The sequence below is a fragment of the Plantactinospora sp. ZYX-F-223 genome, from assembly GCF_039649625.1.
In the GTDB taxonomy this organism is placed as follows: domain Bacteria; phylum Actinomycetota; class Actinomycetes; order Mycobacteriales; family Micromonosporaceae; genus Plantactinospora.
Genome location: NZ_JBDJAV010000008.1, coordinates 179,215 through 198,431 on the forward strand (window position 1 = coordinate 179,215; position 19,217 = coordinate 198,431).

A 19,217-nucleotide genomic window follows, 5' to 3' on the forward strand; every position below is an offset into this window, starting at 1 on the left:
GGTCCGAGCCGTCGCACCGTGTTAGATTCCGGCCGTCAGCCGGGAGGTGCTTGCCGGCAACACGTCGAAGGTGATGAATAGAAGCATGACAGCACCCCACACCGTGATCATCGGCGCCGGCCCCGCCGGACTGACCGCGGCGTACGAGCTGACCAAGCGGAACGCCACCGTCGAGGTGTTCGAGGCCGACGACGTGGTGGGCGGGATCAGCCGTACCGTCGAGCGGGACGGCTGGCGGTTCGACATCGGCGGGCATCGTTTCTTCACCAAGGTCCCCCAGGTCGAGGCGCTCTGGCACGAGATCCTGCCCGCCGAGGACTTCCTGCTCCGGCCCCGGATGAGCCGGATCTACTACCGGGGGAAGCTGTACGACTATCCACTCAAGGCCGGCAACGCGCTGCGCAACCTCGGCATCGTCGAGGCGCTGCGCTGCGTCGGCTCGTACCTCTGGGCCAAGGTCGTACCGCCGAAGGACCAGTCACACCTCGCCGGCTGGGTCACCGCCCGGTTCGGCCGACGGCTCTTCACGCATTTCTTCAAGACGTACAACGAGAAGCTCTGGGGCGTACCGGCGACCGAACTCTCCGCCGACTGGGCGGCGCAGCGGATCAAGAACCTGTCGCTCTCCAACGCCGTGCTCAACGCCCTGCTGCCGAAACGCAACCAGAAGGACATCACCAGCCTGATCGAGGAGTTCAACTATCCGAAGCACGGCCCCGGGATGATGTGGGAACGCTGCGCCGAGCAGGTCGAGAAGCGCGGCGGCCGGGTCACCCTGAACACCGGGGTCACCGCCGTGCACCGGGCCGGCGGCCGGGCGGTCGCGGTCACCGTCGACGGGCCGGCCGGGGCGCGTCGGGTCGAGGCCGACCACGTGGTGTCGTCGATGCCGATCTCGCACCTGGTGCTGGCGATGGACCCGCCGGCCCCACCGGCCGTACGCGCCGCCGCGAACGAGCTGTTCTACCGCGACTTCCTGACCGTCGCGCTGGTGGTGCCGGCCGAGTTCAGCTTTCCGGACAACTGGATCTACATTCACGCCCCGGAGGTGAAGGTCGGCCGGATCCAGAACTTCGGCTCCTGGTCGCCGTACCTGGTCAAGGACGGTCGGACCTGCCTCGGGCTGGAATACTTCCTCAGCATCGGCGACGAGCTGTGGAACAGCCCGGACGCCGACCTGGTCGCCCTGGGCACCGCCGAGTTGGAACGGCTCGGCCTGGTCCGCCCCGGCTCGGTCGAGGCCGGCTACGTCGTCCGGATGCCCCGCGCCTACCCGTTCTACGACTTCGCCTACAAGGAGAACGTCGCGACGATCCGTGGCTGGCTCGCCGCCGAGGTGCCGAACGTGCACCCGGTCGGCCGCAACGGGATGCACCGCTACAACAACGCGGACCACTCGATGATGACCGCGCTGCTCTCGGTGTCGAACATCCTGGACGGCACCGACCACGACGTGTGGACGGTCAACGTGGAAGAGGAATACCACGAGGAGAAGGGCCCGGGCGAGCACGGCACCGGCCGGGCCGCCCCGGTGCTGCCCCGCGACCCCGTCCCGAGCTGACGAGCTGACCCCGGCCGACCCGCCGGTCAGCCGGTGGGGACGCCGCCGTCCCGGGTCTGCGGGTCGAGCAGCCCCAGCCGGTGCGCGACCGCCGCCGCCTCGATCCGGTTCGCCACGTCCAGCTTGGCGATGATCCGGGAGACGTGCACGCTCGCCGTCTTCGGTGAGATGTAGAGCCGCTCGGCGATCCGGCTGTTGCTGTGCCCCTCCGCGACCAGCCGCAGCACCTCCCGCTCCCGGGCGGTGAGCAGGTCGGTGCCGGGCGCCGCGCCGGGCCCGGCCCGCAACCCGAGCCGTCGGGCCAGCGTCGCCGCCTGCTCCCCCAGCGGTACGGCCGCCAGCTCACCCGCGATCGCCGCCGCCTCTTCGAGCGCGCTCGCCGCCAGCGTCCGGTCCCCGGTCGCGGCTGCCGCCTCGGCCAGCCGGAGCAGTGCCCGGCCGAGCGGATACCGCTGGCCGTCCACCCGCCACGCCGCCACCGTCTCCTGCCAGCACGGCACCGCGCCGGCCGGGTCGGCGAGCGTCGCCGCCACCTCGGCCGCGTACGCCCGCTCGGCCGGATAGCGCACGGCGATCCCGTCGGCGACCGACCGTACCCGCTCGGCGAGTTCCCGGTTCCCGGCCGCGACGGCGGCCCGGGCGGCGGCGGCCAGCGCCGGCCAGGCGTACCGGGGGTCGGTGTCGAGCCGCCGGCCGAGCAGGGCCCGGGCGGCCTCCACCGCCACCGTGACGTCCCCGGCGGCCAGTGCCGCCTCGACCCGCAGCTCGTACAGCGGCAACTCCAGCGGCAGGAACGGCCGGCGGAGGAAGCCCAACGCCCGGGCGACCAGCTCGTCGGCACCCGCCTGGCCACGGGCCAGCCGCAGCCCGGCCCGCAACTGCAACCAGTGGTAGCCGGTGATCCCGGGCAGGTCGAGCCGGGCCGCCTGCCCGCACAACTCGTCGGCCTCGTCCCAGCGACCGAGCGCGATCAGCGCCTCGGCCTGGTTGGAGAGCAGAAAGGCGCCGGTGGACCGGCTGATCCCGACCCGCCTCGCCTCGGCGTACCCGGCGGCGGCCGCCTCGGCCGACTCGGTGTACCGGCCGACCTCGCAGAGCGCGTCGGAGCTGACCACCAGCGCGGTCACCAGGGCGGACGGGTCACCCGCGGCCCGGGCCAGGTCGACCGCGCGGCGCAGGTCGGCCAGTCCGGCGTCGGCCGAGACCTGGCGGCCGCACACCCAGCCGGTGGCGAGCGTCGCGCTCAGCACGGCGTCCTCGTCGGCGAGTGCGGTCGCGGCGGCCACCGCCTCGGCGGCCATCCGGCCTCCCTCGTCGGGGTCCACCCGGGCGACCTGGAAGGCGATGTCGGCGAGCAGCCGCACCCGCTGCGGATCGCCGTTGACCTCGGCGACCAGCGCGTACGCCGCGCGCAGGTCCTCGGCGCCGTCGGACTTGCCGAGGATCCGGAGCAGCCGGCCGCGCAGCAGCCGCACCCTGGCGGTCCGGACCGGCTCGGCCGCACCGTCCAGTTCGGTCAGCATGGCGCGGGTCAGCGCGAGCGCCCGGCTGTAGTCACCGGCGGTCGAGGTCGCCGAGAGGGTCGCCTCCAGCACCGCCAGGTGGTTGCGGCCGAGCCGCTGCTCCGCGTCCGGCACCTGCTCCCAGAGTTCGAGTACCCGCTCCAGCAGCCGCCCCTGCTCGGCGTACGCGTACCGGGAGCCGGCCGCCTCGGCGGCGGCCCAGGCCGCGGTCAGCGCCCGGGGATAGTCGTGTGCCGCGTACCAGTGGTGGGCCAGCTCGGCCGGGACCCGGCCGTCGGCGACGAGCTGCGGCTGTGCCTCGATCGCGGCCGCGTACCGGGCGTGCAGCCGGGCGTGCTCTCCGGGCAGCAGGTCCTCGTGTACGGCCTCCCGGACCAGGGCGTGCCGGAACTCGTAGCCGCCGTCCGGGTCGGCGACCACGAGCTGGGCGGCGACGGCGGCCCGGAGCGCCTCCTCCAGCTCGGTCTCCGGCACCCCGGCCACCTCGGCGAGCAGTTCGTGGGCGATCCGGGTGCCGCCGGCCCCGGCGATCCGGAGCACCCGCTGGGCCGGCTCGGGCAGCCGGTCGACCCGGGCCAGCAGCAGGTCGCGCAGGGTGTCCGGCAGGTCGGCACAGCCGCTCGGGTCGCTGGCCGCCGCGAGTTCCTCGACGAAGAACGGGTTGCCCTGGGTCCGGTCGTGGATGGTGTCGATGGCCCGGTCGCTGGGCTCGAAGCCGAACAGGTCCGCCAGCACCTGGCCGGTACCCTCCCGGTCCAGCCGGTCCAGTTCCAGCCGCTCGACGCCCCGGGCCCGGTCCAGTTCGGCCAGGAACGGGCGGAGCGGATGCCCCCGGTGCAGCTCGTCGGAGCGGTAGGTGCAGATCAGCAGTACCCGGGCCGGCCGGACCGCGCGGGCCAGGAAGGCGATCAGGTCCCGGGTCGACCGGTCGGCCCAGTGCAGGTCCTCGACCACCAGCACGAGCGGGCGTTCGGCGGCGAGCCGGGTGAAGAGCCCGGCGACCAGCTCGAAGAGGTACCCCCGGTGCGGGTCCAGGGAGAGCCCCGGCCCGTCCGAGGCGGTCCGGGTGTCGGCGCCGGCCGGCGCCGGCGCCAGCCGGTCCAGCTCCGGCAGCAGCCGGGCGAACTCCCGCTCGTACCCCTCGAAGGCCGCCGCCCCGTCGCGGCGCAGCACCTGGCGGAGCGCGGCGGCGAACGGCGCGAACGGCAGGCCCTGCTCGCCGAGCTCCAGGCACTGGCCGACGAGGAGCTGGTTGCCGCCGGCGACGGCGCCCCGGCCGAACTCCTCGATCAGCCGGCTCTTGCCGACGCCGGCCTCACCGCCCACCAGCAGCGCGGCCGGCTCGTCGGCCCGGACCCGCTTGAGCGCGTCGCGCAGGACGGCGAGTTCGGACTGACGGCCGACGAGAACGCTGCTGGCGGCACGAGTGGTCACGGAATCGAGAATGCCACGGCGGGCGGGATCCCCGAAGATCCGAGGTCCCACCCCGGCGCCGCCCGGCGGACCGGGACGCCGGACGGCGAGCGTCGGGTCCCGGCCCACTGAACCTTTTCCAACCGCCGCTTGCGGTCCGGCGGACCGCAAGGCCGGACGCGGTACGTGAGCGCCGCGCGGTCCAGGTGCAAAACGGTTCACTCGGCGGCCGGAGCCTGGGACGCGGCGGTGTCGAGCCGGCGTCTCCGCGCGGCCCGGGTCGGGTCCCGCCGGAAACCGCGGGCCACCGAGCGGGCCAGCCGGGCCGCGTCGGCCTCGGCCCGCAGCTCGTCGGCGTGGGTACGGTGCAGGGTGAGCAGGAAGTGCGCGTCGGTGCTGAACATCGCTGAGCTCCATTTCGGTCCGGTTCTCGTCGCTGATGTCCACTCTTCGCCGGAAGGCACCCCGGGCACATTGGTGTGCCGCCTCATGTCTGCCGTGCCGGCCTCCTTAGTTCCGCCCCTTTACGACGCCCGACCCCCGTAAGGTCCTTACCCGGCCGGTCCGGCGCCCGCCCGGTCGAAGGCGATGCCGCCCGGGGTGGGCTCGGGGGCCGCGGGCCCGGCCGGGGATCGGGCCGGCAGCCCCGGCCCACTAGACTCCGTTGCATGGCAAAGGCGCAGGAGAAGGTGTCGTTCGGCCAGCGGCTGAAGCAGATCGGGATGGTGTTCTCGTTCACCGCCAAACGCGACAAGTGGTTCGTGCCGCTCGCCGCCGTCGCGGTGCTGGTCCCGCTCGCGCTCACCGTGGTCGCGGTCCTGGCCTGGGGCTGGCTGTGGCTGCCGATCGGCATCCTGCTCGCGCTGCTCGCCCTGCTGATCGTGCTCAACCTGCGCTCCAACCAGGCGATGATGAACGCGGCCGAGGGGCAGCCGGGGGCGGCGGCCTCGATCCTGGAGAGCATGCGGGGTGACTGGCGGGTCACCCCGGCGGTCAGCTCCACCACCCAGATGGACATGGTGCACCTGGTCGTCGGCAAGCCCGGGGTGATCCTGCTCGGCGAGGGCAACCCGCAGCGGACCCGCAGCCTGCTCGGCCAGGAGAAGCGGCGGCTCGCCAAGGTAATCGGCACCGCCCCGCTCTACGACTACCTGATCGGCCAGGGCGACGACGAACTGTCGATCCGCAAGCTGCGTACGACCCTGTTGCGGCTGCCGCCGAACCTCAAGGGCAAGGACGTGAACGCCCTCGACAAGCGGCTCAAGGCGCTCTCCGCGGCCCGACCGCAGCTGCCGAAGGGCGCGATCCCGAAGAACATGCGCCCGCCCAAGGGGGCATTCCGGCAGATGCGCGGCCGGTAGTCCGGATCACGACGTGCAGGCCCGGGTGGTCGAGGACGGCACCACCGGCTGAGCCGGGGCGAGTCGGTCGGCGACCTGCCGCAGCATCGCCGCCGTGCTCCGCCGGAACCGGCCCGGGCCGCCGCCCGGGATCGACTCCCGGTCCGGCCGGACCGGTGCGTCCGGCCGGGCGGACATGACGTGCCGCTCGGTCGCACCGAGCGCGAGGTGGTAGCCGACGGGATCCATGGTCACTTCCTTTCGACGGGACCGGTCGAGGCGCGGACGACCAGGTCGGTGGGGAGTAGCACCTGACGGGCGGCGGGGTCCTCGGGCGGGTCCAGCAGCAGCCGGCCGGCGATCGCGCCCTTCTCCACCGCCGGTTGCCGGATCGTGGTGAGCCCGGCGGCGGCAGCCTCCGGGATGTCGTCGAAGCCGGTGACCGAGACGTCCCGGCCGGGTCGGAGGCCCCGGGCGGCGAGCGCGTCGAGCACCCCGAGTGCCAGCAGGTCGGTCACGGCCAGCACCGCCGTGGGCCGGTCCGCGCGATCCAGCGCGTACGCCGCCGCGCCCGCCCCCTCGGCCCGGCTGTTCGCGCCGGCGTTGCAGAGCAGCAGGTCACCCCAGCCGACACCGCCCTCGGCCAGCCCCTCGGCGAAGCCCCGCAGCCGCTCGCGGGTGACGTCGTAGCGGATCTCGGCCGGGTCGGCGACGCTGACCGGACCGGTCCGGCGCTGCGCGACCAGGAAGTCGGAGACCACCGCGACCCGGCGGTGACCCAGCCGGGCGAGGTGACTGCCGACGGTACGGGCGGCGGCGACCTCGTCGATCCCCACGTACATGGTGTCCGGTCCCGCCCCAACCGGGAGTTCGGCGGCGACGGTCGGCAGGCCACGGGACCGGGTCACGTCCAGCGCTCTGTGCCAGGCCGGTACGCAGTAGACGCAGAAGCCGTCGACCGCCGCGTTCCGGACCGCCTGGATGCCGGCCTCCTCCTCCGACTCGGAGAGCGGGACCAGCAGCAGGCCGCTGCCGTGCCGCTCGGCGGCCTCGGCGATGCCCCGGAGGAACTGCACCGCGTACGGGTCGGTGAAGGCGTACGAGAGTGCCGAGGTGAAGAGCACGCCGATCGCCCCGACCCGGCCCCGGCGCAGCGACCGTGCCGTCGGGTCCGGCCCCGGGTAGCCCAACCGGCGGGCCGCCTCGTGGATCTTCTCCCGCAGCGCTGGTGACAACTGGTCCGGCCGGCTGTACGCGTTGGAGACCGTACTGCGGGACACGCCCACGGCGTCGGCCACGGTTTGCAGTGTCGGCTTCACCGGCCCACCTTCTGTATCGATCCAGTACCCTTCTGGATCGATACAGTACGCCCGTCCAGCGCGACGCGCCAGGGGAGTTCCCGGATGGTTGCCCGACGTACCCGACGAACCCGCGATGCGCCGGAACGAACTCAGCCCGCCGGTTCGGAGCCCGGCTCAACGCCCTCAGCGGGCCGGCTCAACGCCCTCAGCGGGCCGGTTCGGAGCCGGTGGGACGCGTCGGCGGCACCGGCAGCACGATCGAGCCGGCCGCCCGGTCGTGCAGGCCACGCTTGCGGTCGTCCATGATCAGCGCCGGGATGACCAGCCCGAGCAGGGCACCCCGGAGCAGCGCGCGGAGGATGCCGATCCGGCCGCCGTCGGCGTACCCGACACATCTGAGCCGGCACACCCACATGCCCGGGGTCTGCGCGAAGAGGCCGATGAAGAAGCCGTAGACGACGATCAGCGTGAGGACCGGAGCCCAGCCGTCGGCGATCGGGTCGGCGTAGAGGTTGGTGGCGAGCAGGCAGAGGATCCAGTCGATGCTCAGCGCGCCGAACCGGCGCGCCAGGCTCGGCGGCGGGCTGGTCGGGTCGGCCACCGGGGCGAGCGGAGCGCCGCTGTTCTGCTGTGCTGCCACGGTCAACCAGGGTATCGGCCGGCGGCGACCACGCCCCGCCAGGCTCCGCCGACCGGGACGCCCGTCACTCCGGACGCCGGCCCGCCGACACCTCCGGCGACCGGTACGCCGGGCTCGCACAGCCGTACGCCGGCCAACTCGACCGAGATCGAAACGCGGCAAACTCGGCCAACCGGCCAAACCGGAGTATCATCCCGGAGTAGACCCGAGGCGTCCACCTGCGGGGATCACGCTCCGCAGACGACGTAACACGGCAGAAACATCAGAGACATGCTCGGGCAATCGCATGGCCATAGCGTCGCCACCAGCCTAGCCATCAGTGGACGTGCCAGGAGGACGTGTGTTCGCCAACCCCGAGGAACTCCTGCGATACCTCAAAAACGAGGACGTACGGTTCGTCGATGTTCGTTTTTGTGACCTGCCCGGCGTGATGCAGCACTTCAACCTGCCGGTCGAGTCGTTCGACGAATCGGTCTTCACCGACGGTCTCGCCTTCGACGGATCGTCGATCCGCGGCTTCCAGGCGATCCACGAGTCGGACATGCTGCTGCTCCCCGACGTCGCCACCGCCTTCATCGACCCCTTCCGGACGAACAAGACGCTGGCGCTGAACTTCTTCATCCACGACCCGTTCACCCGCGAGGCATACTCCCGGGACCCGCGCAACGTGGCGAAGAAGGCGGAGGCCTACCTGGCGGCCAGCGGTATCGCCGACACCGCGTACTTCGGCCCGGAGGCCGAGTTCTACATCTTCGACTCCGTCCGGCACGAGACCTCGGCACACCAGGCCTTCTACTACATCGACTCGATCGAGGGCGCCTGGAACACCGGTCGCGAGGAGGAGGGCGGCAACCGGGGCTACAAGACGCCGTACAAGGGGGGCTACTTCCCGGTCCCGCCGGTCGACCACTACGCCGACCTGCGCGACCAGATCGTCCAGCGGCTGCTCGGCGCCGGCTTCACCGTCGAGCGCTCGCACCACGAGGTGGGCACCGCCGGCCAGGCTGAGATCAACTACAAGTTCTCCACCCTGCTGCACGCGGGCGACCAGCTCCAGCTCTTCAAGTACATCGTGAAGAACACCGCCTGGGCGAACGGCAAGACCGCGACCTTCATGCCGAAGCCGCTCTTCGGCGACAACGGCTCCGGCATGCACACCCACCAGAGCCTCTGGCTGAACGGTGAGCCGCTGTTCTACGACGAGACCGGCTACGCCGGCCTCTCGGACACCGCCCGCTGGTACATCGGCGGCCTGCTGCACCACGCACCGTCGTTGCTGGCCTTCACCAACCCGACGGTCAACTCGTACCGCCGGCTGGTCCCGGGCTTCGAGGCCCCGGTCAACCTGGTCTACTCGCAGCGGAACCGGTCCGCCTGCACCCGCATCCCGGTCACCGGCAGCAACGCCAAGGCGAAGCGGGTCGAGTTCCGGGTGCCGGACCCGTCGGCCAACGTCTACCTGGCGTTCTCGGCGATGATGATGGCCGGTCTGGACGGCATCAAGAGCAAGATCGAGCCGCCGGAGCCGATCGACAAGGACCTCTACGACCTCCCGCCGGAGGAGTGGGGCTCGGTCAAGCAGGTGCCCGGCTCGCTGCCCGAGGTGCTCGACTCGCTGGAGGCCGACCACGACTTCCTGCTGGAGGGTGGCGTCTTCACCCCCGACCTGATCTCCACCTGGGTCGAGTGGAAGCGCGCGAACGAGGTGGACCCGGTCCGACTGCGGCCGACCCCGCACGAGTTCGCCATGTACTTCGACGTCTAGGACCAACCGCCACCCCGGGGTCGTGCGACCCGCACGGCCCCGGGCACAGGCGACACCGGCACGTTGGGCGCGCCGTCGACCAACCCCGCCAGGGGCTCGGTCGGCGGCGCGCCGCACTGTCTCCAGGGCCGGGCTCAGATCACCCTGATCGCCCGGAACTCGTCATCCTCGACGAGGTCCGCCGGCCCGGCGGGACACCATCCTTCGATAGCTTCGTCACCGTTATAGCTCGGTAGCCGATATACTCCCCCGCATGATCACACCTGTTCCGCTGCGGGAGCCGACGTTCCTGATCCTCACCGCCCTCGCCCGGGAGCCGATGCACGGCTACGGCATCGTCACCGAGGTCGCCGCGCTCTCCGACGGTCGGCTTACGCTGCGACCTGGCACTCTCTACGGCGCCCTCGACCGGCTCACCGACGAGGGCCTGGTCGAGCCAGACCGGGAGGAGATCGTGGGCGGCCGGCTCCGCCGCTACTACCGGCTCACGGACACCGGCGGCACGGTGCTTGCCGCCGAGACCGAACGGTTGCGCCGCAACGTTGAGGCCGCCAGCCAACGCCTGCTAGCCCGTGCCGCCCAAGCGTCGGAGGGCTCAGCCGCCCGTCCGGCGCCGGCGGTCCGCCCCGCCATCCGGCTCGCGGGAGGCCCGGCATGACCGAGCAGCCCGGCACGACCGAGCAGCCCGACGGGACCGGGCAGGGCGGTCCGACCGCCGAGGTGAGTCGGCTGGAGCGGCGCTACCGGCGACTGCTGCACGCGTACCCGAGCCGCTACCGGTCCAGCCGGGGCGACGAACTGGTCGGGACGTACCTCGATCTGGTGGATCAGGATCGGCGCTGGCCCTCCCGGCACGACGCCGTCGACGTGCTGCGTGGCGGGCTGCGGCAACGGCTGCGCGAGCAGGGCGCCCTCGGGCTCGCCGCCAGCGTGCCGATCGCCGCGACGATCGCTGTGGGCACGCTGGCGGCGCTCGCGGCGTTCCTGCTCATCCAGGTCGAGTTCACGAACCTGCCGGCCCACGTGCTGCCTGCGCAGGTCGGCCCGGCACAGACCCTCGGGGTGTTCCTCTGGATCGGCTGGCTGCTGGCCGCGCTCGCCACGACAGTGCTGCCGGGCCGCTGGGCACGCCGGGGCGTTGCCGCTGCCATCCTGCTGACGCTGACCGTGATCCCGGCTTCACCGCTGTCCGGGCTGCCCCGGCCCCCGCTCTACGTGCTCGTCCCGGTGTTGGCGTTCGGCCTGACGGCGCTGGCGCTGCCCGCCCGTCCTGGCTGGGCGGGCCGGATCCCGCCGTTGCTCGGGGCACTGACCGGTACGGCCGCGGCCGCGCTGTTCGAGGTCGTCGAAGGCAGCGGGAACTGGTTCACCAGTTACAACTCCACGGTCGAGGTCCTGGGAACGGCGGGTGTGGGGTTGGTCGGGCTGGCTCTGGCCTTCGGTCTCGTTCGGGCGGTCACCGGTGACAGCACTGCACTGTGGTCGGTCGTACTGCTGGTGACCCCGGCCGGTCTGCTCGGGATCCGACCGATCGCCGACTGGTACTGGGGCGGCGCCTCGACCTGGCGCGAACTCGCCGCCACCACCGCCGTGCTCCCGCTGCTCGGCGCGGGCCTGCTCCTGGCCGTGGTCGCCTGGCACGGCGCACGGTACCGCGCGATCCGGGCACGCGCGGCCGGCAACCCGTGCCCGACCTGCGGGCAGGTATCCGACGCCGCGCGGCGGGCCCGGGCAACGCCCTGATCAGCCCGGCGCGGGAGCGAGTTGGCGAGGGATTCGCCACCACCTCGACCAGCAGGCGTTGAGCTGACACGGACGCGGCGCCCCTCGCCTGTACCCGACCGGTTCGCCAGGCCGATCGGGGACTTCAGCGCCCCGGCCTTGCGTGCCGCCGTCGCCGCAACGGCGGCACGCAAGGCCGGGGGCCAGCATGGCGAGGTAGCCCCTCGCCACTGCTGACCCGCCTCATCACCCGACAGATCGGGGTGCCGGAGCAACCTGGGCAAGGAGTTCGCGTACCACCTCGACCAGCAGGTCGACCTCCGCCTCGGTGGTCCGCCAGTTCACGATCGCCGGGCGGAGCGCGACCCGGCCGTCGTAGACGGTGGTGCCGGCGAAGACCCGGCCGTCGTCGAGCAGGGCCGCACCGAGCCGCCGGTTGAGGTCGTCCAGTTCCTCCGGCGGCACGTGCCCGGGGGCGGCCCGGAAGCAGACGATGCAGAGCGGCACCTCGGCCAGCCGCTCCAGGTCCGGCGCCTCGTCCACCAGCCGGGCGAGGCGCTGGGCCAGGTCGAGCTGCCGCTCCACCATCGCCCGGTGGCCCTCCCTCCCGTACGCGGCCAGGGTCGCCCAGATCGGCATCGACCGCGCCCGCCGGGACGACTCCGGCCCGTGCACGGCATAGTCCACCGGCCCGGGCTGCCCGGACCACAGTGGGCTGCCCGGCCCCGGCAGGTACGTCGTGCCGGGCATCCCGAAGGCGACCGGTAACCGGGCCGGCTCGCGGAGGAACGCGAACCCGCTCTCGTACGGTACGTTGAGCCACTTGTGCCCGTCACAGGCGATCGAGTCGGCCCGCTCGATCCCGCGCAGCAGCCCGACGGTCCGGGGCGAGAGCGCGGCGAAGATCCCGAACGCGGCGTCCACGTGCAACCAGGCGCCGTACCGCTCGGCGAGGTCGGCGAGTACGTCGACCGGGTCGAAGTCGCCCGCGTTCACCTCACCGGCGTTGGCGATCAGCACCGCCGGCCCGTCCAGCTCGGCGAGGCGCCGCTCGATCGCCGGCAGGTCGACCCGGCCCACCCGGTCCCGGGGGTACACCTCGACGGTGTCCCGGCCGTGGCCGAGCATCTGCAACGCCTTGCGGGCGCTGGCGTGCAGGTAGCCGCCGGAGAGCACCGGCATCCGGGGCAGCGTGACCAGCCCGTCCGCCGCCACGTCGACGCCGTGCTGCTCGGCCCACCAGTGCGTGGCGACGGCCAGCGAGGTGAAGTTCGCGAAGGTGGCGCTGGCGACCAGCGCTCCGCCGTACCGGTCGGGCAGCCCGAACAGCTCGCGCAGCCAGCGCAGCGCGACCGCCTCCAGCTCGGCGGCGAGCGGGGAGGAGGCCCGGAAGGCGGCGTTCTGGTCCAGCAGTGCGGCGGTCCAGTCACCGGCGAGCGCGGCCGGGGTGGCACCGCCGACGACGAAGTGGAAGAACCGTGGCCCGGTGGAGTGGATCGCGGCGGCGGTGCCGATCCGGAGCAACCGGTCCAGGGCGGCGGCCGAACCGACGCCCCGCTCCGGCAGCCCGCCGTCGACGCCTCCCACCTCGGCCAGCTCCCGCAACAGGGTCTCGGTGGCCTGGTCACGGACCGGGCGGTCGGCCAGCGAGTCCAGGTACGGGGCAGCGGCGGCCCAGACCTGTTCCAGCGCCGCCATCGGATCCCGCTCGTGCAGTGGATCAGCCATGCCAACCTCCGGAACCGATCTTGCCAGCAGTGCCACGGGCCAGCCTGCCATCGCCGTACCTGCGGCCGGCACAGCCAATCAGCACCCGGTGGTCGTCCGGAACGCGGTGGAACGGCGTTGTGCGAAACAGCACAGCACAGACCCGGCCCGGTGCCCGGTGCCGGCGAGATCGGGTCGGCTCGGCGAGTCGCGTAACCGACTCAGCTTCGCCGTCCGACCGGTCGTACGATTTCCGTCGCTGTTGGTGCCGCTGTCCCGGAGCTGGACCTCGGGCCGTTCGCCGGAAACGGCCGGCTCACCGTGTGGGCGAACCCCGGTCAGACGTTCCACAACGCCGAGGGCGTGCGGATCAGGCGGGACTGACCCGGCCCGCCGCTCAGGCGGGGCAGCGCGGTCCCATCCCGGTAAGACTGCCGGTGATCCGGTACCGGCCGGGCCCCGTCGCCCGCAGCACGGTCCAGTCGCCGTGCGGGGCGAGGCAGGCGCCAGCGCCGCCCTCGACCCGGAGCCATCTCGACCAGCGCAGCCGGACCAGCGTCTCCCCGGCGGCCGGTACGTCGACCGCCAGCTCCGCCGACGTCGCCCGCACCAGTTCCGCACCCGGGGTGCCCGGCCCCGGCCCGTCGGCACCGTCCGGCAGATCACTCCCGTCCACCGCCGCGCCCGACCCGATCGCCTCCACCATGGACGGCGAGTCGGTGACGGCATACAGCGTCCAGTCCGGGTGCTGCCAGACCGGGGTCAGGTACGACAGCCCGCCCCGGATCAGTTCCGCCTCCCGGCGGCCTACCCAGGACGGCTCCGCCCCGGCCAGCGCGACGTACCGGACGCCGTTGTCCCGCAGCCAGGAGCCGTACGACTGCGCGTCGACGCTGCCGTCCAGGAAGAGCCGGTTGTGTGCCTGGTCAGCCTGGCGCAGCCAGCCCCGGGCCAGCGGCGCGGCCTCCGGCACGTACGCCGCCTCCCAGTAGTTCGCCGTCGGCACCACCTCGATCCGGCCGGGCGGCCGGCGGGTCAGCTCGGCCAGCAGCGGCTGGAAGTAGCTCCGGGACGCCGTCGGGTCGCCGGCCGCCCGCAGGTCGGCCACGGAGACCGGCGGCTCCACCACCGCGACCAGCGCCACGCTCGCGACCAGCGCGAATCCGGCCGCCCGCCGGGACCAGCCCCGGGCGAGTCCGGCCGGCAGCGTCCCGTAGCCCACCAGCACCGGCAGCGCGAACATCGCGGCCAGCCGGGTGGCGTTCAACCCGACCGGTGTCCGGATGGCGAACGCCGCCAGCACTCCGAGGGTGGCCAGCACGGCACCGGTCCGCAGTGCACGGCGGCTCGGCACCAGCAGTGCGACCAGCGCACTCGCCAGTGCCGCCGTAAGGGTGTCGGTGAGGCTGATGTTCATCCAGCCGCCCGCCCCGAAGGCCAGCCCCAGCCCGGCCACCGGCACCCCGGACCCGACCGCCAGCACCGCCCCGTCGGCCACTCCCGACGGCCAGCGACGCCGGCCCCGATCCGTGCCCTCCTCGCTCCGCACGCCACCGGCCGACCGCCCGGGGAGCACGGCCGACAGCGCCGGAGGTAGGGCCGATCGCGCCGGGAGAGAGGCAGCCAGGGCCAGCGCGACCCCGGCGAGCCCGACGAAGAGTCCGGCCACCGGGCTCGCCGCGCCGGCCAGCGCGGCCGCGCTCCCGGCCGCCAGCCACCGCAGTCCCGGCCGGACCGGACTGGTCAGGGCCAGCAGGGCGAGCAGCCCGAAGGCCACTCCGATCGCGTAGGTGATCCGGCCGGAGACCAGGTTGCCGGCGACGCAGGCGGCGCCGACCAGCCCGCCGAGCAGCGGCCGCCGGGCACCGGTCCGCACCATCAGCAGCGCCAGCGCCGCCGCCGAGCCGAGCAGCGCGAGCGCACCGGCCAGCCGGGGGCCGAGCGCGTCGGCGCCGAGCCAGTGCATCAGCGGCGGCGTGAACAGGCTGTAGCCGTACGGGGAGATGCCCGCGTACCAGCCGAGGTCGAGCGGGGCGGATCCGTGCCGGCCGAAGAAGTTGGCCCGGGCGACCTGCGCGGACAGGTCGGTGCCGAGCGGCGGGGCGAGCAGGAAGGCGACTGCCAGCACGCCGGCCAGGCCGACCGCGCCGCACAGGACCCGGGTGAGCCGGCGCCGGTCAGGCATTGAGCACGCGTTCCGCCGCCGCCCGGCACCGGCGCGCCGTCCGCAGGTACTGGTCCAGGAACTCGCCCGGGTCGTGGCCGCCGAGCAGGCGTACCACGCCGGCCAGCTCCACTCCGTGCCGGGGCAACTGGTCGCCGGACCGGCCGCGTACCAGCATCAGCGCGTTGCGGACCTGGGCGGCCATGCTCCACCCGGTGGCCATCGCGGCGGCATCGGCACCGTCGATCACCCCGGCCTCCCGGGCGGCGGCCAGCGCGTCGAGGGTACGCGTGCAGCGCAGTTCGGGGAGCCGGCCGGCGTGCCGGAGCTGGCTGAGCTGCACCGCCCACTCCACGTCGGCCAGCCCGCCCCGGCCCAGTTTGGTGTGCGTGGCCGGATCGGCGTTCCGGGGCAGCCGTTCGGTCTCCACGCGGGCCTTGATCCGGCGGATCTCCACCACCTGTTCCCGGCTCAGTCCCTGCTCCGGATAGCGCACCGGATCGGCGACCGCCTCGAACTCGCGGCCGAGGTCGGCGTCGCCGCAGACGTACCGGGCCCGCAGCAGCGCCTGCGCCTCCCAGACCTTCGACCAGCGGGCGTAGTACTGCGCGTACGCGCCGAGGCTGCGGACCAGCGGTCCCTGCCGCCCCTCCGGGCGCAGGTCGGCGTCGACGCCGAGCGGCGGGTCGGCGGCCGGCATGCCGAGCAGCCGGCGCAGCTCCTCGGCGATCGCGCGGGCCGCCGCACTGGCCGCGTCCTCGGCCACCCCGGGCGGCGGGTCGTAGACGAAGAGCACGTCGGCGTCGGAGAGGTAGTTCATCTCGTACCCGCCGAGCCGGCCCACGCCGATCACCGCGAACCGCAGTCCGGGCATCGCCGGCTGGGTCGCCTGGGCCACCCGCAGCGCCGCCCCCAGGGTGGCGTCGGTGACGGCGGAGAGCGCCGCTCCGACGGTGAGCACGTCGGAGTCGCCGACGACCCCGGCCGGGGCCGGTTCCGGGCCGACGGTCCCGGCCACCCCGGTCGGACCGACCGGGGCCAGCGACCCCGCCCGGTACAGCACGTCGGCGCAGGCGATCCGGATCAGTTCCCGGCCGCGCAGCGCCCGGACGGACCGGATGGCCTCGGTCGGGTCGGCCGGTCGCGGTCCCCGGACGACGAGGTAACGGTCGGCGGCGGCGGCGAAACCGTCCCGGAGCACCTCGGTGTCCCGGGGGGTCAGCTCGGCGTCGTCGGCAAGCAGCCGGAGCGCCTCCGGATCCCGGGCCAGCAGGTCGGCGACGTAGCGGGAGACCGCCAGGGTACGGGCCAGCCGGCGGGCCACCGGCCCCTCGTCGCGGAGCAGCCGCAGATACCACGGGGTGCCGCCGAGCTTGTCGGAGACCTGGCGGTAGTTGAGCAGCCCCCGGTCCGGCTCGGGCGCGTCGGCGAACTCCTGGAGCAGTACCGGCAGCAGGGTGCGCTGGATCGCCGACGTCCGGGTCACCCCGCCGGTCAGCGCCTCCAGGTGCCGCAGCGCCCGGGTCGGGTCGGCGAAGCCGAGGATCTCCAGCCGGTTCCGGGCCGCCTCCGGGGTGAGCCGCAGCCCGTCGGCGGGCACCCGGGCGACCGCCTCCAGCAGCGGCCGGTAGAGCAGTTTGGCGTGCAGCCGGCGTACCTCGGTGGCGTGGCCGACCCAGTCGGCCCGGAACGCCTCGACGGCGTCCCGGCCGGGCAACGCGGTGTAGCCGAGCGCGTGGGCCAGCCAGCGCAGCGCCGGACGGTCCGCCGGCACCGTGTGGGTACGCCGCAGTCCCTGCAACTGGAGCCGGTGCTCGACCCCCCGGAGGAACCGGTACCCGCGCAGCAGCGCCTCGCCGTCGGCCCGCCCGACGTAGCCGCCGGCGACCAGGGCCCGCAGCGCCGGGATGGTGCCCGGGGCCCGCAGCGACTCGTCGATCCGGCCGTGCACGAGCTGGAGGAGCTGCACCGCGAACTCGATGTCCCGCAGCCCGCCCGGCCCGCGCTTGATCTCCCGCTCCAGCTCGCGCGGCGGGATGTTGTCGATGATCTTGCGACGCATCGCCCGGACGTCCTCGACCGCCTCCGGCCGTTCGGCCGCCCGCCAGACCAGCGGGGCGAGCGCGTCGATCCACTCCTGGGCCAGCGCGGCGTCCCCGGCGGCCGGGCGGGCCTTGAGCAGCGCCTGGAACTCCCAGGTCCGGGCCCAGCGGCGGTAGTAGGCGAGGTGGCTGGCGAGGGTACGCACCAGCGGCCCCCGGTTGCCCTCCGGCCGCAGCGCCGCGTCCACCGGCCAGGCCACCAGTCCGCAGATCTGGATCAGGCGGGTCGCCACCCGGGTGGCGGCCGGCAGGTCCTCGTCGGCGGCGGCCACGAAGATGACGTCGACGTCGGAGACGTAGTTCAGCTCGTTGCCGCCGCACTTGCCCATCGCCACCACCGCCAGCCGGGGCACCGGAGTCCCCTCCGGCAGTTCGCCGACCGCGATAGCGTACGCGTCGGCCAGGGTGGCGTCGGCCAGCGCCGACAGCGCCGCCATGGTCTGCTCCAGGCCGCGCCCGCCGGTCAGGTCGGCCGCCGCGATCCGCAGCAGGGCCAGCCGGTACGCCTGGCGCAGCGCCGCCACCACCGGCAGCGCCCCGGATCCGCCGTCCGGTCCGGATCCGTCACCCGCCCCGGTCGAGTCCGGGTGCAGCAGCCCCTCGGCGTTCGGCGGCAGCCCGTCGGCTCCGGTACGCAGTGCCCGCCACTGCTCGGGGTTGGCCACCAGGTGGTCGCCGAGCGCGGACGAGGCACCCAGGATGGCGACCACCCGCCGGCACAGCCCCGGGTCGGCGTGCAGGGCGGCGAGCAGGGTCTCGCCGCCGTCCTCCGTCGCCGGGGCGACACCCGCCGCTGCCGTCGAGCCGGCCGGGGCGGCTGAGCGGCGTTCCGCCTCGACGATCCGGTGCAGCTGGCGCAGCGCGAGGTCCGGGTCGGCGGCCCGGGAGAGCGCGGTGAGCAGTTCGCCGGCCGGCTCGTCGACCGGCTCCTGGGTGTCGGTGTCCCACAGCCCGAGCCCGTCCGGCCCGAGCAGGTCGGCGGCCCGGCCGACCCCGACGCCGCCGGCCCGTTCCCCGTCGCCCACGCCGAAGCCGTACCGGGCGAGCCGGCCGGCCGCGCTGGTCGGTCTGCTCATCGACAGCGGCCCCCGGTCTCCCTCATCGGCGGCAGCTCCCGGTCCCTGTCATCGGCGGCAGCTCCCGGTCTCCGTCATCGGCGGCGGCTCCTACTGCCCGAGCAGCGGCAGCGTCGGCCGGGGCGGGACGCCGTCGAGCCGCCCCTGGGCCAGGGCCGCGAACCGGGCCGCGAACGGCTGCCACACCTCTTCCACGTCGGCCAGCACCTCGGCGCAGGCGGCCACCACCAGCTCGGGGTCGTAGTCCAGCGCGGCCAGCGTCGCCGAGTCGGTCGCCCAGTCGGCAATCATCGCGGCGTCGCACTCGATGTGGAACTGGAGCCCCCAGGCCCGGTCACCGAGCCGGAACGCCTGGTGCGGATAGCGGGTCGAGGCGGCCAGCAGGGTGGCGCCCTGCGGCAACTCGGTGATCTCGTCGACGTGCCACTGGAACACGTCCGGGATCATCGGCACGTACCGGAACAGCGGGTCGCGCTCGGCGGCGTCCCGCTTGCCGACGACGCTCGGCCCGACCTCCGGCCCGGCGGCGCTCCGCTGCACCGTCCCGGCGTGCGCGGTGGCCAGCAGTTGGGCGCCGAGGCAGATCGCCAGGGTCGGCACCCGGTGCCGGACCGCCTTGCGGAGCAGCCCCTCCAGGGCCGCGAACCAGGGCGCCCCGGGCGTGCCGTCGGGTGCCGGGTACGGATGCTGGGGGCCGCCGAGCACGACGAGCGCGGCGTACCCGGTCAGGTCGTCGGGCAGCGCGTCCCCGGCGTACGGCCGCAGCACCGCCAGGTCGAGGCCGGCCTCGGTGAGCCACTCCCCCAGCCGGCGGGCGTCGTCCGTCGGGTCGTTCTCGATCACCAGTGCGGTCGCGGCGCCGCCCGCGCTGCCGGTGTCGCTCTCGGTTCCGGTCTCGATTGC

General features: G+C 73.9%; 14 protein-coding genes. 5 read left to right on the forward strand and 9 right to left on the reverse strand.

Annotated features, from left to right (window positions below):
- Positions 1-85: 85 nt before the first annotated feature.
- Positions 86-1,561, forward strand: a complete 1,476-nt coding sequence (locus AAH979_RS10950; RefSeq protein ID WP_346257963.1) for an NAD(P)/FAD-dependent oxidoreductase — start codon at positions 86-88, stop codon at positions 1,559-1,561.
- Positions 1,562-1,587: 26 nt separating this feature from the next.
- Here the strand turns inward: AAH979_RS10950 and AAH979_RS10955 are convergent, their stop codons facing one another.
- Positions 1,588-4,518 carry an AAA family ATPase gene (locus AAH979_RS10955; RefSeq protein ID WP_346257964.1) on the reverse strand — a complete coding sequence of 977 codons (2,931 nt, stop codon included), beginning with the start codon at positions 4,516-4,518 and terminating at the stop codon, positions 1,588-1,590.
- Between the two features lie 197 nt (positions 4,519-4,715).
- Entirely contained in the window at positions 4,716-4,901 is a 186-nt protein-coding gene (locus AAH979_RS10960) for a hypothetical protein (RefSeq protein WP_346257965.1), read from the reverse strand.
- Between the two features lie 264 nt (positions 4,902-5,165).
- Between AAH979_RS10960 and AAH979_RS10965 the strand changes: the two genes are divergently transcribed.
- Entirely contained in the window at positions 5,166-5,858 is a 693-nt protein-coding gene (locus tag AAH979_RS10965; RefSeq protein WP_346257966.1) for a DUF4191 domain-containing protein, read from the forward strand.
- A gap of 6 nt (positions 5,859-5,864) precedes the next feature.
- Here AAH979_RS10965 and AAH979_RS10970 read toward each other — a convergent pair whose 3' ends face one another.
- The 3 genes from AAH979_RS10970 to AAH979_RS10980 form a co-directional block, all read right to left on the reverse strand.
- Positions 5,865-6,086 (reverse strand): hypothetical protein, encoded by a 222-nt coding sequence (locus AAH979_RS10970; RefSeq protein ID WP_346257967.1) that lies wholly within the window; start codon positions 6,084-6,086, stop codon positions 5,865-5,867.
- A gap of 2 nt (positions 6,087-6,088) precedes the next feature.
- Positions 6,089-7,156, reverse strand: a complete 1,068-nt coding sequence (locus AAH979_RS10975) for a LacI family DNA-binding transcriptional regulator (RefSeq protein ID WP_346257968.1) — start codon at positions 7,154-7,156, stop codon at positions 6,089-6,091.
- A gap of 187 nt (positions 7,157-7,343) precedes the next feature.
- Positions 7,344-7,739 carry an RDD family protein gene (locus AAH979_RS10980; RefSeq protein WP_346258011.1) on the reverse strand — a complete coding sequence of 132 codons (396 nt, stop codon included), beginning with the start codon at positions 7,737-7,739 and terminating at the stop codon, positions 7,344-7,346.
- Between the two features lie 379 nt (positions 7,740-8,118).
- Between AAH979_RS10980 and glnA the strand changes: the two genes are divergently transcribed.
- The 3 genes from glnA to AAH979_RS10995 all read left to right on the forward strand — a co-directional run bounded on the left by glnA (position 8,119) and on the right by AAH979_RS10995 (position 11,286).
- Positions 8,119-9,543: a type I glutamate--ammonia ligase gene (gene glnA / locus AAH979_RS10985; RefSeq protein ID WP_346257969.1), complete on the forward strand. Its 1,425-nt coding sequence runs from the start codon at positions 8,119-8,121 to the stop codon at positions 9,541-9,543.
- Between the two features lie 253 nt (positions 9,544-9,796).
- Positions 9,797-10,201 (forward strand): helix-turn-helix transcriptional regulator, encoded by a 405-nt coding sequence (locus AAH979_RS10990; RefSeq protein WP_346257970.1) that lies wholly within the window; start codon positions 9,797-9,799, stop codon positions 10,199-10,201.
- Positions 10,198-11,286 carry a GlsB/YeaQ/YmgE family stress response membrane protein gene (locus AAH979_RS10995; protein WP_346257971.1) on the forward strand — a complete coding sequence of 363 codons (1,089 nt, stop codon included), beginning with the start codon at positions 10,198-10,200 and terminating at the stop codon, positions 11,284-11,286. The genes AAH979_RS10990 and AAH979_RS10995 overlap by 4 nt, the downstream gene beginning before the upstream one ends.
- Before the next feature lie 225 nt (positions 11,287-11,511).
- Here AAH979_RS10995 and AAH979_RS11000 read toward each other — a convergent pair whose 3' ends face one another.
- From AAH979_RS11000 to AAH979_RS11015, 4 genes are all read right to left on the reverse strand, one after another.
- Positions 11,512-12,993 (reverse strand): pyridoxal-dependent decarboxylase, encoded by a 1,482-nt coding sequence (locus AAH979_RS11000; protein ID WP_346257972.1) that lies wholly within the window; start codon positions 12,991-12,993, stop codon positions 11,512-11,514.
- Between the two features lie 376 nt (positions 12,994-13,369).
- A complete protein-coding gene (locus tag AAH979_RS11005; RefSeq protein WP_346257973.1) occupies positions 13,370-15,157 on the reverse strand; it encodes a hypothetical protein in 1,788 nt (595 codons plus the stop codon).
- Complete coding sequence (locus AAH979_RS11010) at positions 15,150-18,314, reverse strand: bifunctional [glutamine synthetase] adenylyltransferase/[glutamine synthetase]-adenylyl-L-tyrosine phosphorylase (protein WP_346257974.1); 3,165 nt, start codon at positions 18,312-18,314, stop codon at positions 15,150-15,152. Before AAH979_RS11010 ends, AAH979_RS11005 begins: the two co-directional genes overlap by 8 nt.
- Before the next feature lie 90 nt (positions 18,315-18,404).
- Positions 18,405-19,214 (reverse strand): type 1 glutamine amidotransferase, encoded by an 810-nt coding sequence (locus AAH979_RS11015; RefSeq protein ID WP_346258012.1) that lies wholly within the window; start codon positions 19,212-19,214, stop codon positions 18,405-18,407.
- Between the last annotated feature and the right edge of the window lie 3 nt (positions 19,215-19,217).

Bases quoted from the DNA above. Each gene is read 5' to 3' on its own strand.
- AAH979_RS10950 (WP_346257963.1), top strand. From the start codon at position 86: ATGACAGCACCCCACACCGTGATCATCGGCGCCGGCCCCGCCGGACTG.
- AAH979_RS10960 (WP_346257965.1), bottom strand. From the start codon at position 4,901: ATGTTCAGCACCGACGCGCACTTCCTGCTCACCCTGCACCGTACCCAC.
- AAH979_RS10965 (WP_346257966.1), top strand. From the start codon at position 5,166: ATGGCAAAGGCGCAGGAGAAGGTGTCGTTCGGCCAGCGGCTGAAGCAG.
- AAH979_RS10970 (WP_346257967.1), bottom strand. From the start codon at position 6,086: ATGGATCCCGTCGGCTACCACCTCGCGCTCGGTGCGACCGAGCGGCAC.
- AAH979_RS10990 (WP_346257970.1), top strand. From the start codon at position 9,797: ATGATCACACCTGTTCCGCTGCGGGAGCCGACGTTCCTGATCCTCACC.
- AAH979_RS10995 (WP_346257971.1), top strand. From the start codon at position 10,198: ATGACCGAGCAGCCCGGCACGACCGAGCAGCCCGACGGGACCGGGCAG.
- AAH979_RS11000 (WP_346257972.1), bottom strand. From the start codon at position 12,993: ATGGCTGATCCACTGCACGAGCGGGATCCGATGGCGGCGCTGGAACAG.
- AAH979_RS11005 (WP_346257973.1), bottom strand. From the start codon at position 15,157: ATGCCTGACCGGCGCCGGCTCACCCGGGTCCTGTGCGGCGCGGTCGGC.
- AAH979_RS11010 (WP_346257974.1), bottom strand. From the start codon at position 18,314: ATGAGCAGACCGACCAGCGCGGCCGGCCGGCTCGCCCGGTACGGCTTC.